Origin of the sequence: Segatella bryantii, assembly GCF_022024215.1 — a bacterium.
Classification (GTDB): domain Bacteria; phylum Bacteroidota; class Bacteroidia; order Bacteroidales; family Bacteroidaceae; genus Prevotella; species Prevotella bryantii.
The window spans coordinates 26,855-39,896 of sequence record NZ_CP091798.1 but is presented as its reverse complement, the minus strand read 5'-3'; the positions used below and the strand labels follow the sequence as shown (position 1 = coordinate 39,896).

The following is a 13,042-nucleotide window of genomic DNA, read 5'->3' as shown; positions in this document are numbered from 1 at the left end:
AAAATGATGTAATTCAGCCTATGATTTTTTACCAAAAACCCATAAAAAATTGTTCAAAAGCCTTAAAACGCTAATTTGATACCGATATTTTGCGAATTTTTGCTTATTTTGCACTTCCAATCATTCACCGTAAAAAAGAAATGATAATCTAGTAAAAACCAAATAATATCTAAAAATATGTATCTTAAAAGGACATCTATCCTATGGTCAGCAGTTTTGTATACCTGTTTGATTTTTGCCCAAGGCCGACAGGAAATCAATCTGCAAAATAACTGGCAGTTTTCACACGAAGGCCAAACATGGGTAAACGTAACCATTCCTCACGATTGGGCCATCAGTGGACCATTTAATAAGAAGTGGGACTTACAGTATGTGGCCATCACACAAAATGGCGAAACAGAAAAGAGTGAAAAATCTGGTCGTTCTGGCGCTCTGCCTTGGATTGGCAAAGGCCAGTATAAAACCACCTTTACTGTTCCCACTAAATATAATAAGGCCCTGCTTCACTTTGACGGTGCCATGGCCGAACCAACTGTATATATTAATGGTCAAGAAGCAGGCTATTGGCCATACGGCTATAATGCTTTCGAGATAGATGCTACCCCGTTTATTCATCACAATGGATCTGTGAACACGCTCGAGGTAAAGCTCCAGAATGTTGAAGAAAGCAGCCGATGGTATCCGGGTGCAGGAATCTATCGCCCAGTGACATTGATTCTTACAGGCAACACAGCTATCAACCGATGGGGCACATACATTCGTACCATTAAAGCCAATACACAAGAGGCCATCGTTAGTATAGATACACAAATTGACGGCGCAAACTACCAGAAGAATCTCTCAGCAGAAGTTACCATCTATAATGCAAAAGGTAGTTTCATTGCAGCCAACCATGCTGATGTTACAAGAGAAGGTAAGATACACGCCGATTTAGATTTCAAGAAGCCTGAACTTTGGAGTCCAGAGTCACCTTACCTTTATAAGGTTGTCACCCGACTCTATCAGAATAATCAACTTATCGATGAGACCATTGACAAATTAGGTGTACGTACCCTCTCCTTCGATAAAGAAAACGGCTTTATGCTTAATGGACAAAAACGAAAGTTTAAGGGTGTATGCTTACACCACGATTTAGGTCCACTAGGAACAGCTGTCAATAAAGCAGCTCTTATCCGTCAAGTTCGTATTCTCAAAGATATGGGATGCGATGCCATTCGAACCTCTCATAACATGCCTTCTACCATGCAGATGGAAGTATATGACTCTTTAGGTATGATGGTTATGGCTGAAAGTTTCGATATGTGGGTCTATCCTAAATGCAAGAATGGCTACTCTAGATTTTTCAAAGAATGGGCCGATAAAGATATTACCAACCTCGCCTTGAATCATCGCAATCATCCTTCACTCGTAATGTGGAGCATCGGCAATGAGATTCCAGAGCAGTGGAGCGAAGAAGGACGCAAGCTCTCCGTACATTTACAGAATATTCTGCATCAGTTAGACCCTAGTCGCCCTGTTACCCAGGGTATGGACAAAGCTGAGAATGCACTAAAATCTGGTTTTGCTCAGGCGATGGATATTCCTGGTTTCAACTACCGCGTATATAAATATGGCCGTAATATCAAACAGCTGCCAAAAGGATTTATTCTAGGTACTGAGACAGCTTCTACCATCAGTTCACGTGGTGTATATAAGTTTCCTGTAGAATGGACAGCCCATAAAACTTATCCAGACGGACAAGTAAATAGTTACGATACCCAATGGTGCTCATGGAGCAATCTGCCAGAAGAAGATTTTATCGCTGATGAGGATGTAAATTATACTATCGGTCAATTTGTGTGGACTGGATTTGATTATTTAGGCGAACCATCTCCATACGATACTTATTGGCCTTCACGAAGCAGTTATTTCGGTATTTGTGACTTAGCCGGACTTCCTAAAGACCGTTACTACCTCTATCGCTCCGTTTGGAACAAGAAAGACCATACTATTCACCTCCTGCCCCACTGGACATGGCCCGAACGCAAAGGAAAAATTACCCCAATATTCTGCTATACAGACTATCCTACTGCAGAACTCTTTATCAATGGTAAAAGCCAAGGAAAAATCAGCAAAGCTATAGGCGTACAAGGCGAAATACATACCGGCAGAGCTGCAAACAGTATAGACGCTCAAGCTAGAGCTAAGCGCTATCGTCTAATGTGGGATAACGTAGTATACGAACCAGGAGAAGTAAAAGTAGTAGTTTACGACAAAAATGGGCATAAGGCTGACGAAAAGACCATGAAGACTGCTGGCAAACCTGCTAAACTTTTACTCGAAGCAGACCGTAAAACAATTGCAGCCGATGGCAACGATTTGAGCTATATCACCGTTTCGCTTACTGATAAAGACGGTACCCTTATCCCTTACGCTACTGATCAACTTACATTCGAAGTTACAGGCGACGGACAGTTCAAGGGAGTTTGCAATGGTGATGCTACTTCGCTTGAAGTATTTACCAAGCCTACCATGAAACTCTTTGCTGGTCAATTGGTACTTGTTGTACAGAGCAATAAAAACAAGGGCAACATCAACGTAAAGGTTGTCGATGCCAAGCGAAAACTTTCTCAAACACTACAAATTAGCACAAGATAAACCTATTAATAGATTAATTCATTCTTAGGAAAGTATAGGAGTATAACTACAATGAAAATCAAGATACATTTTAACCATAAAGAGGAGTTATGGAATAGCTGGTCGCATGCAGGAGGCATTCTCTTAGGCATTGTATTTGGCATCATTTTTCTCTATTGGTGTTTCTCACGCCACAATGGTTGGGCTACAGCAGGGGTCATTTTGTATCTTTTCGGCATGTTATGCTCCTATGCAGCTTCAACCATTTACCACAGTCTTTCGGCCTGGAGCAAATGGAAAGAAAGGCTACGCAAATGGGATCACGCTGCCATCTATTGGCATATTGCCGGCAGTTATTCGCCTATCACATTGATAGCTATGCGCGATCAGGGTTATTGGGGATGGAGCATTTTTATCTTTATTTGGCTCTGTGCCATTATCGGCACCATTATGAGTTTCGTCAACCTAAAAGACCACAGTAATCTCGAAACTATTGCTTTTGTAGGTATGGGGCTTTTGGTCCTTATCGCATTCAAGCCACTTATCAACGCACTTTCCACAGCAGCTTTCGTTTGGATAGTTGCAGAAGGAGTTAGCTATATCACTGGAGCCATCTTCTACAGTTTAAACAAAAAGAAATACATGCATACCGTATTTCACTTCTTCGTACTCATGGGTAGTATTTGTCATATTATTGCTGTATGGGATATTCTCATGCAGTATATCTAAAAAGCATCACTGCTGGTATCCATCCCAAATAATAACCAATAACACCAACCATTATGCACTTACCTTGTATTAACATAGTATTTGACAAAGAGAATAACCGAATTCTCTGAATAATCACAAAAAAATCCCCAGAAAAAACACGTATTCCTGGGGATTTTACTATGTAAGTTATCTAATAAAAAGAAGTTTCTCTTATTTATTGAGCTTCCATGCTACACCATCCTTGGTATCCTTTATCTCGAAACCTGCATCGGCTAGCATATCGCGAATCTGATCACTTGTAGCCCAATCCTTAGATGCCTTAGCTTTAGCACGAAGGTCGAGCACCATATCAACAACCTTGCCGTATGCCTCCTCACGGGCATCGTTATTAGCACCTTTCTCGTTCTTCAAACCTAAAAGATCAAAAGTAAAGAGGTGCATAGTATCTGTAAGTTCCTTTAAATCATCAGCACTGATATTTGCTTTATGATCAAGGATTGAATTAATTAGGTGACATGCCTCAAAAAGATAGCTGATAACAAGTGGAGTCATAAAATCATCATTCATTGCATCATAACAGCGTTGACGTAACTCCTTCACAAACTTAGCTGTAGGCTCATCGCTAGTAGCTACAACCTGAACTCGACTCAAATCATCGATAGCATTCATCAATCGCTCATAACCTTTTTGAGCTGCAAGTAAAGCTTCATTAGAGAAATCAACAGTGCCACGATAGTGAGCAGAGAGAATAAAGAAGCGGATGGTCATTGGAGAATAAGCCTGATCTAATGAAGCATGATTACCTGTGAAAAACTGATCTAAAGTTATAAAGTTACCAAGACTCTTACCCATCTTCTGACCATTGATGGTAATCATATTGTTATGCATCCAGTAATGTACCATCTGGTCACCCTGACTAGCTACTGCCTGAGCGATTTCGCACTCATGATGAGGAAATACAAGATCCATACCACCACCATGAATATCGAAATGATTACCTAAATACTTTCTACCCATCGCAGTACACTCACAGTGCCAACCTGGGAAACCATCACCCCAAGGACTTGGCCAACGCATGATATGTTCCGGCGTAGCCTTTTTCCAAAGAGCAAAGTCTACTTGATTTTTCTTCTCACCCACACCATTCAACTCACGGCTATTATTAATCATATCCGTAAGGTTACGGTGAGAAAGAATACCATATTTATGGTCCTTATCGTACTTCTCGATATCGAAATAAACAGAACCATTGCTCTCATAAGCATAACCATTATCAAGAATTTGCTGAACTAACTGCTCCTGCTCGATAATATGACCTGTAGCATGTGGCTCGATTGATGGAGGCAATACATTGAGCGCATCCATGGCCTGATGATAGCGGTTAGTATAATACTGTGCTATCTCCATTGGCTCCAACTGCTCCAAACGAGCCTTTTTCTCGATTTTATCATCTCCTTCATCTGCATCGTGCTCCAAGTGACCGACATCAGTAATGTTACGTACGTAGCGTACCTTGTAGCCCAGGTGCTTCAAATAACGGAAAAGAATATCGAAAGTAATAGCGGGACGAGCATGGCCCAAGTGAGCATCACCATAAACGGTAGGTCCACATACATACATACCCACATTAGGTGCATGCAACGGTTTGAACAACTCTTTCGTTCTAGTGAGCGTATTATAGATTAATAAATGCTGTTCCATGAGTTTATCTTATTTTTTCTTTATTTTCTTACAATAAAACTTGGCTACAAAGTTAACAAAATAACTTTATATAAAGAAGTATCAAAGCAATTTTCTATTTGCATATTCGTTTCACTTAAAAATACAGACGATTGGCTGAAAGTTTTTGCATATGTATAGTCCACTTTTTATCTTTGCAACGTCAAGATACAATATATAGGAAATAAAATTAAAACTAGACTTAACAAAAGGACACAAATCCCTCAACCACACAAGGAAAGCTTCATGTAATATGGTGATATTATATGAAGCTTCTTTCTTTTATTATACACTACACGAAAAAGTATATAAATACACTATATTAGCATAATAGTACTAATATTTAGCCAATTTTATGCAAAAAAGCAGCGAAAATTTACATATTAATAAAAAAATATGTATCTTTGCAACATCGTTTTTATAAGAGCATATAATATTATAAGAGAGAAATGTCGTATACCAGAATAACAGCTGCAGAAGGTGCAGCTATGATAAAAAATAACGAAACAATAGGATTAAGTGGATTTACCCCTAATGGTGTTCCCAAGGCTATTTTCCGCGAACTCTCAAAAAAAGCAATAGGAGAACATGAGGCAGGACATCCATTTCAGGTAGGCATCATCACTGGTGCCTCTACTTCGCAAAGTATTGAGGGCGATATGGCTGCAGCCAACGCTATCAAGTTTCGTACTCCCTTCTCTACCAACAGAGACTTCCGCAATCACACCAACATGGGTGAAATCGATTACGAAGATATGCACTTAGGACATATGGGCGAACGTCTTCGTCGTGGATTTTATGCTGACATCGATGTGGCTATCATTGAGGTTAGCGACATAGAAGAGGGTGCTAACATCTGTAAAGCTTATCTTACCAGTGCCGGTGGAATCGTTCCTACTATCGTCCGTTTGGCCAAGCGCATTATTCTGGAGAAAAATACATTCCATAGTCCTAACTCACGTTTCCTTCACGATGTATACGAAATCGAAGAATGTCCATTCCGTCAGCCTATTCCTATTATGAATGTAGGTGATCGTATCGGTAAGGAGTATGTAGAAATTGATGCAAGTAAGATTGTAGGTGTAGTAGAGTGCTGCATCCCAGAAGAGGCGCGCGCATTCAAACCATTAGACCCAGTAACCGAGCAGATGGGACATAACGTTGCAGACTTCTTAGTAAAGGATTTGAAAGCAGGACGAATTCCATCTACTTTTCTGCCCCTACAAAGTGGTGTGGGGACCACGAGTAATGCCGTACTCGAGGCCTTAGGTCAAAATCCTCATGTTCCGGTATTTAGTGTCTATACCGAAGTAGTACAAGATGCTGTTATAAAATATATGCAAGAAGGAAGAATTAAGGATGCCTCATGCTCTTCGCTGACAGTTACTAACGAAACGCTACAGGAAGTATACAATAATATCGACTACTTCAAAAATCATATTACTATACGTCCAAGTGAAATCAGTAACTCGCCCGAGGTAATTCGCCGATTGGGTGTCATCGCTATGAATACAGCCATCGAGTGTGATATCTATGGTAATGAGAATTCAAGTCATATCTGTGGTAGTAAATTGATGAATGGTATAGGGGGTAGTTGTGATTACGAGCGTAATGGCTATCTCAGCATTTTTACCACACAGAGTACAACTAAGGGTGGTAAGATATCTGCTATCGTACCGATGTGTAGCCATGTGGACTCTACTGAACATGATGTAGATGTAATCGTAACTGAACAAGGGGTAGCAGATCTAAGAGGAAAAGGTCCGTTGAAGAGAGCACAGGAAATCATAGAGAACTGTGCACATCCAGACTATCGTCCGATATTACGTGAATATCTGAAGATTGCAGGAGTAGGCCATGAGCCACAGAGTATGCGAGCAGCTCTGGCCTTCCATGATACTTTCTTGACAAAAGGTGATATGAGACTGACAGATTTCAGCGATTATCTTAAATGAGATATTGCTTCTGCCAACTGTGATAATGCTTGAGCTATCAATGGTCTTGGGCATCCCACATTTAAACGCATAAAACCTTCGCCTCCCGGCCCAAACATCTCACCATCATTGAGGGCCAAATGGGCTTTATCTATGAAGAGGTCGAGCAACTGATCATGTGAAAGGTGAAGGTCACGACAATTTAACCAAACAAGGAAAGATGCCTGAGGTCGTAACGGACGAATCTGAGGCATTTTTTCTTTGCAATAATCTTCTACAAACTTAATATTATCTTCGACGTAAGCTAACATCTGCTTACGCCATTCTTCTCCCTTTCGGAAAGCAGCTATCGTAGCTATATGAGCAAAGATATGAGCTTCATCGAGCTCATTAGCCGTAAGCCAGTGATAGAATACTTTTCTAATTTTCTCATTCGGAACAATAGCATAGCTGGAAATAATACCGGCTATATTGAAGGTCTTCGTAGGGGCTTGAAAAGTAATACTAATTTGAGCAGCCTTATCGCTCACTGTAGCAAAAGGAATATGTTTATGACCAAATATGGCTAAATCTGCATGAATTTCATCGCTCACCACTAAAATATGATGTTCATAACAAAATTCGGCCAGTTTAATCAGCGTTTCTTTATCCCAGCAGATGCCTCCTGGATTATGAGGATTACAAAGTATCAATACCTTACATTTCTCATCGTATACTTGTGCCAAGTTATCAAAATCCATCTCGTAATAACCATCCTCCTTACGCTTCAACGGATTCCATACGACCTCACGATGATTTCCCTGAGGTGTAAGGAAAAACGGATGATATACTGGTGGCATAACGATAACCTTTTCATCAGGCTTGAGAAAGAGATTACATACGATTCCAATACCCTTGACGATACCTGGGATAAATTTAAGCCAACGACGATGGATACTCCATTGATGATGGTTGAGTATCCAATCGTGAATAGCTGGATAATAATCCTCTGGTTCTACTGTATAGCCTAATATCGGGTGCTCAAGACGTTGCTTCATTGCATCTATGATATCAGGACATACGGCAAAGCCCATATCAGCTACCCACATAGGAAGTAGGTCGTCACGATGCCAGCGAGGTAAGAGAGCTCCATGCATCAAATCGCCAGAGCCCGTTCTATCTATAATGGTATTGAAATCGTACTTCATCTACAATCTTTTTAGTTAATCGTAATGTGAATGATTAAGCTTCCAGAGCCTGACGAATATCGTTGAACAGGTCGTGGTAATCTTCCAAACCGATACTGAGACGCACTGTGGTATCAAGAACATCCATCTTACGCTTCTGCTCTGGTCTAAAAAGTCCAAAAATGGTACTATAAGGATGAATAGCCAAGGTGCGATTATCAAATAGATTGGTTGCACGATGGATAAGCTGAAGGTGATTGATAAAATGGAAACAAGCATCCTGATCAGCCAAATCGATACAAATCATAGCCCCGGCAGTAGCACCAAACTGACGCTGAGCTAATTCGTGATAAGGATTATCCTCAAGACCAACATAGTTTACGCGCTTAATCTGTGGAAGGGTCTGAAGCAACTTCGCAAGCTGCAAGGCATTATCAGACTGTACACGATAGCGAGCTGCAAGCGTCTCCAAACCCAAGGTCTGCAGATAAGCTACATGAGGAGTCATGTAAGCACCAAAATTGAAAAGTAATTCGTTCTTGATAAACTGGCCAATACCAAAGACTGAACCATAATCGATTACAAGACCACCTAAAGATGTAGCACCACCACTAATATACTTAGTGCTTGAAACGACTTCGACATCGACACCAAGACTATGACTATTAAACTGAGTAAAAGGAATTGTAGTAGTATCAGCTACCAACACTGTACCCTTTTCATGCGCCACCTTAGCTAAGGTTGGAATATCAGCAACTTCCATCTGAGGATTGGTGATTATTTCAAAAAATACACAAGCTGTATTCTCATCGATAGCAGCTGCAACCTCTTCAGGATTAGTTAAATCAACCAATCGAGTTTCTACACCGAAACGTTTCATCGAAACGGTCAATAGAGAGAACGTATTGCCAAAGAGATGCTTAGAAGTTACGACATTCTTACCCTGTCCTGTCAAAGCTAAAAGTAAATTACTGATAGCAGCCATACCACTATTAAAAGCAATAACATGCTTAGCGCCTGTAAGGGCAATGACACGATCTTCGAGATTGGTAACTGTAGGATTAGCTGTACGTGAATAATCTGGCATACCTGAGCGCCCCGTAAAAGCATCGGTCATATCTTGCGCATTATCAAATTCGTAAGCTACTGCATTATATACTGGTACACTCAGCGCACCATAGGCATCGCGCTTGCGATAAGGTACATGGATAGCACAAGTCTCTTTAGACAAATTCTTACTTGATCCACAACACGCAGGATCTTTTTCATTCTGTTCGTTCTCTTTCATACTCTTAAATAATTAATATCTTGAAAATTTGTTGATTTTATATTTAACTTGCAAATATACCTAGTTTTAGTGTATACCACAATACTATCATTGTGGTATTTTTTAATAAAAAAGGATATCTTGTATAAAGATATCCTTGAATATAATCAAAATAGCATTCTTGTTAATCTCTTAATGCTAAATTTTTGGCAAATTCCCAAATCACTATTCCTGCTGTAGTACTAACATTGAGACTATGCTTGGTTCCAAACTGAGGTATCTCTAAACAACCATCGCTCATGTCGACCACTTGTTGCTTCACACCTTTCACTTCATTACCCATAATCATAGCATAATGCTGATCAGTATTATGCTGGCGAATATCCACTTCAAGATTTTGAAGTTTGGTACTGCCTTCCACCTGCTCTATACTATATACATAATAGCCCTTCTTGTGGAGTTCATTAACAGCATCCTCTGTATTCTTGAAGTATTTCCACTCCACACTGTCTTCACCACCCAAAGCTGTCTTATGAATTTCAGGATGAGGAGGACAAGCTGTGATGCCACACAGATAAACAGCTTCGATACGAAAAGCATCACCACTACGGAACACACTACCAACATTATACAAAGAGCGAACATCATCCAAGACAACAATTAAAGGAAGCTTTTCAGCCTCCTTAAATTGTTCTACGGAAAGACGATTCATCTCTATCGCACGCAATTTTCTCATAATACAATTTATGCTTCTTTAGCTTGATAAGCTAGAGCATAAGCCTTTATCTGCTTTACCATAGCTAACAATCCATTAGAACGAGTAGGACTCAGATGCTCACGCAAGCCAATTTGCTCGATAAAATAAAGATCAGCATCTAAAATTTCCTTAGGAGTATGACCGCTCAATACCTGAATAAGCAAAGCTATGATACCTTTTACAATTAACGCATCACTATCTGCTGTAAAAACAAGCTTGCCTTCTTCATAATCACACTGTACCCATACACGGCTCTGACAGCCATCTATAAGATTACTCTCTGTCTTATACTTTTCGTCGAGTACTTCCAGATCATTACCTAAATCGATAAGCATCTGATATTTGTCCATCCAGTCAGTGAAGTCTGCAAACTCCTCGATGACTTCATCCTGTGCTTCGTTGATTGTCATAGTTATTTAATCTCTTTAATTTCTTGAACAGTTACCAGTTTATACAACTTATCTGAAGGACGAACTTTTCCATCTACAGGGATTGATACTCTCTGCCCCTGAAGAGCTCTATCAACAGGCTTTAAGTCATAACGTATCTCACTGGCATTCAAATACATAACACCTGTTGTAGGACCAGTTACCAACAGTTTATCACCTTGGTTAAAACTAGAGGCTTCAACAGCAACTTCAGCTACATTTAACTTGCTGAAATACTTCATAACCTTACCTACAAGAACCTTCTTCTCTGTAGCCACAGAGCCATAGTGCTTATTCCATTCACCCAATGTCTGACCCTGGTAATAGCCATCCCAAAAACCACGATTGAATACTGTGGCTAAACGCTCATCCCAAGCATCCTTTTTCTCTTCTGTAAAAGTACCATCGAGAACAGATTGAATGGCCTCCTTATAGCATTTTACAACAGTATAAACATATTCTGGTCCACGAGCACGTCCCTCTATCTTGAAGACACGAACACCTGCATCCATCATTCGATCGATAAAGCGAACGGTCTTCAAGTCCTTAGGACTCATGATATATTTATTGTCAATTTCAAGCTGATTACCCGTTTCGTTATCGGTTACAGTATATGAACGACGACAAATCTGTACACATTCACCACGGTTAGCCGAACGATTCATATTATGTAAACTCATATAGCACTTACCACTGACAGCCATACAGAGTGCTCCATGGCAAAACATCTCTATACGAATCTGACGACCCATCGGGCCACAGATATTCTGCTCTACGATTTGTTCGTGTATATGCTTAACCTGATCCATATTCAACTCACGAGCCAATACCGATACATCAGCAAAACGACTATAGAACTTTAATGCTTCGAGATTAGAAATATTAAGCTGTGTAGAGAGGTGTACCTCTTCACCTACCTCATTGCAGTAAGCCATTACAGCTACATCACTGGCAATGACAGCACTGATGCCTGCTTCCTTAGCTGCATCAATAATCTCCTTCATTGTCTCGATATCATTATCATAAATTACAGTATTTACTGTAAGATATGTCTTAATACCATGCTCATTACAAGTTGCTGCGATATCTCGCAAGTCATCAATGTTGAAATGATTGGCAGAATGAGAACGCATGTTCAACTGACCAATACCAAAATAAACGGAATCGGCACCTGCCTGAATGGCTGCAGCCAATGATTCACGAGAACCAACGGGCGCCATAACTTCGAATTCTTCTATCTTCTCTTTCATTTGGCTGCAAAGTTACAATTAATTTTCTAGATATGAAGACCCTATCTATATTTTTAGTACTTTTGCAAGTAATATGAAACAAACTGTTATTCTATTATTGTTATCTATACTCCTGCTTTCAAGCTGTGAGCAGAAGTCTACTACTTCACATGATGCATTGAAAACGATAGTGCGCTTGAAAACTACACCTGTAAAAAATCAGGGAAACAGTGAAACTTGCTGGATTTATGCCATGCTGGCCACCATCGAAACAGAACATCTCATGAGAGGTGACTCAGTAAACCTTTCACCAGCCTATATCGTAAGGATGCTTATTAATGATCAAGCCACAAACTGCTATCTCTCTGCTGGAGAAAAGCCCGTAAACATGAGAGGTATGGGACCTATGCTTATACATACCCTGCAAAAGTATGGAGCGGAACCCTATGATTCTTATCAGGATCCTGATATAATCAATTATAATATCCTAAAAAGAAAAGTAGAAAAACTTGCTATGATTTCAGCACGACAAGGCATAGGAATTGCACAATTCCAAGACAAAATTAACCAAATGCTGGATAATGAAATCGGTTATATGCCAGCCCAATTTGTCTTTATGCTTGGAGCTCAATATACTCCTAAGGAATTTGCACATAGTGTATGTGCTCCTGGCGAATATCTGTTTATGACTAGTTTTACCCACCATCCTTTCTATCAAAATATAGAACTGGAGATGCCTGATAATTTTACCCATGATACTTATTACAATGTACCTCTTGACAAAATGATGAAAACAATAGAAAACAAAATATGTCAAGGACATCCTGTATTTTGGGAAGGCGATACCAGCGAATCTTCCTGCCGATTACAAGCGGGTATTGCTACTCTTGAGGAAAAGAATATTACACAAAAGAAAAGACAGCAAGCCTTTGAACGATTACGGACAACTGATGACCATGCCATGGAACTTATCGGCATAGCCATTAATAAAAAAGGAGAAAAATATTTCATCGCAAAAAACTCATATGGACCTAAACAAGGTGTACAGGGATATGTATACCTGTCATATGACTATATCGCCATGAAGACAATTGCTATCGGTTTTTCTAAACGATAAAAAATAATAGAAGAATATATTAATGCCTTTTTCGTGTTGTATAACATATTGTGCGCGAACACAAACTTTTTGATTTATATCAAGAAAAGAAATATAAA

At 39.8% G+C, this 13,042-nt stretch carries 10 protein-coding genes; 4 read left to right on the top strand and 6 right to left on the bottom strand.

Annotated features, from left to right (window positions below; translation table 11 throughout):
• The first annotated feature begins 177 nt into the window (after positions 1 to 177).
• On the top strand, positions 178 to 2,637 hold the full coding sequence (locus tag L6471_RS04390) for a glycoside hydrolase family 2 TIM barrel-domain containing protein (RefSeq protein WP_036858001.1): 2,460 nt from the start codon (positions 178 to 180) through the stop codon (positions 2,635 to 2,637).
• A gap of 51 nt (positions 2,638 to 2,688) precedes the next feature.
• The gene (gene trhA / locus L6471_RS04385; protein ID WP_027453238.1) at positions 2,689 to 3,345 is read left to right on the top strand and encodes a PAQR family membrane homeostasis protein TrhA; all 657 of its coding nucleotides are present in this window, start codon (positions 2,689 to 2,691) and stop codon (positions 3,343 to 3,345) included.
• A 192-nt stretch (positions 3,346 to 3,537) separates the two neighbouring features.
• Here the strand turns inward: trhA and cysS are convergent, their stop codons facing one another.
• Positions 3,538 to 5,028 carry a cysteine--tRNA ligase gene (gene cysS / locus L6471_RS04380; RefSeq protein WP_006282927.1) on the bottom strand — a complete coding sequence of 497 codons (1,491 nt, stop codon included), beginning with the start codon at positions 5,026 to 5,028 and terminating at the stop codon, positions 3,538 to 3,540.
• Between the two features lie 467 nt (positions 5,029 to 5,495).
• On the opposite strand from cysS, the gene L6471_RS04375 reads away from it, so the two are divergent.
• Positions 5,496 to 7,001 (top strand): acetyl-CoA hydrolase/transferase C-terminal domain-containing protein, encoded by a 1,506-nt coding sequence (locus L6471_RS04375; protein ID WP_074548072.1) that lies wholly within the window; start codon positions 5,496 to 5,498, stop codon positions 6,999 to 7,001.
• Here L6471_RS04375 and L6471_RS04370 read toward each other — a convergent pair.
• The 5 genes from L6471_RS04370 to L6471_RS04350 form a co-directional block, all read right to left on the bottom strand.
• A complete protein-coding gene (locus tag L6471_RS04370; RefSeq protein ID WP_094448290.1) occupies positions 6,989 to 8,167 on the bottom strand; it encodes a MalY/PatB family protein in 1,179 nt (392 codons plus the stop codon). The two genes, L6471_RS04375 and L6471_RS04370, sit on opposite strands and share 13 nt — an antisense overlap.
• 34 nt (positions 8,168 to 8,201) lie before the next feature.
• Complete coding sequence (locus tag L6471_RS04365; protein ID WP_006282924.1) at positions 8,202 to 9,434, bottom strand: trans-sulfuration enzyme family protein; 1,233 nt, start codon at positions 9,432 to 9,434, stop codon at positions 8,202 to 8,204.
• Between the two features lie 163 nt (positions 9,435 to 9,597).
• Entirely contained in the window at positions 9,598 to 10,149 is a 552-nt protein-coding gene (locus L6471_RS04360; RefSeq protein ID WP_027453234.1) for an RNA methyltransferase, read from the bottom strand.
• 8 nt (positions 10,150 to 10,157) lie between these two features.
• Positions 10,158 to 10,580, bottom strand: a complete 423-nt coding sequence (locus L6471_RS04355; protein WP_006282922.1) for a SufE family protein — start codon at positions 10,578 to 10,580, stop codon at positions 10,158 to 10,160.
• Between the two features lie 2 nt (positions 10,581 to 10,582).
• Entirely contained in the window at positions 10,583 to 11,848 is a 1,266-nt protein-coding gene (locus L6471_RS04350; RefSeq protein WP_074802967.1) for a peptidase U32 family protein, read from the bottom strand.
• Between the two features lie 73 nt (positions 11,849 to 11,921).
• Here L6471_RS04350 and L6471_RS04345 point away from each other — a divergent pair, with 73 nt between their 5' ends.
• On the top strand, positions 11,922 to 12,944 hold the full coding sequence (locus tag L6471_RS04345; RefSeq protein WP_027453232.1) for a C1 family peptidase: 1,023 nt from the start codon (positions 11,922 to 11,924) through the stop codon (positions 12,942 to 12,944).
• Positions 12,945 to 13,042: the final 98 nt, after the last annotated feature.

Bases quoted from the DNA above. Each gene is read 5' to 3' on its own strand.
- trhA (WP_027453238.1), top strand. From the start codon at position 2,689: ATGAAAATCAAGATACATTTTAACCATAAAGAGGAGTTATGGAATAGC.
- L6471_RS04355 (WP_006282922.1), bottom strand. From the start codon at position 10,580: ATGACAATCAACGAAGCACAGGATGAAGTCATCGAGGAGTTTGCAGAC.
- L6471_RS04390 (WP_036858001.1), top strand. From the start codon at position 178: ATGTATCTTAAAAGGACATCTATCCTATGGTCAGCAGTTTTGTATACC.
- L6471_RS04370 (WP_094448290.1), bottom strand. From the start codon at position 8,167: ATGAAGTACGATTTCAATACCATTATAGATAGAACGGGCTCTGGCGAT.
- L6471_RS04365 (WP_006282924.1), bottom strand. From the start codon at position 9,434: ATGAAAGAGAACGAACAGAATGAAAAAGATCCTGCGTGTTGTGGATCA.
- L6471_RS04375 (WP_074548072.1), top strand. From the start codon at position 5,496: ATGTCGTATACCAGAATAACAGCTGCAGAAGGTGCAGCTATGATAAAA.
- L6471_RS04345 (WP_027453232.1), top strand. From the start codon at position 11,922: ATGAAACAAACTGTTATTCTATTATTGTTATCTATACTCCTGCTTTCA.
- L6471_RS04350 (WP_074802967.1), bottom strand. From the start codon at position 11,848: ATGAAAGAGAAGATAGAAGAATTCGAAGTTATGGCGCCCGTTGGTTCT.
- cysS (WP_006282927.1), bottom strand. From the start codon at position 5,028: ATGGAACAGCATTTATTAATCTATAATACGCTCACTAGAACGAAAGAG.
- L6471_RS04360 (WP_027453234.1), bottom strand. From the start codon at position 10,149: ATGAGAAAATTGCGTGCGATAGAGATGAATCGTCTTTCCGTAGAACAA.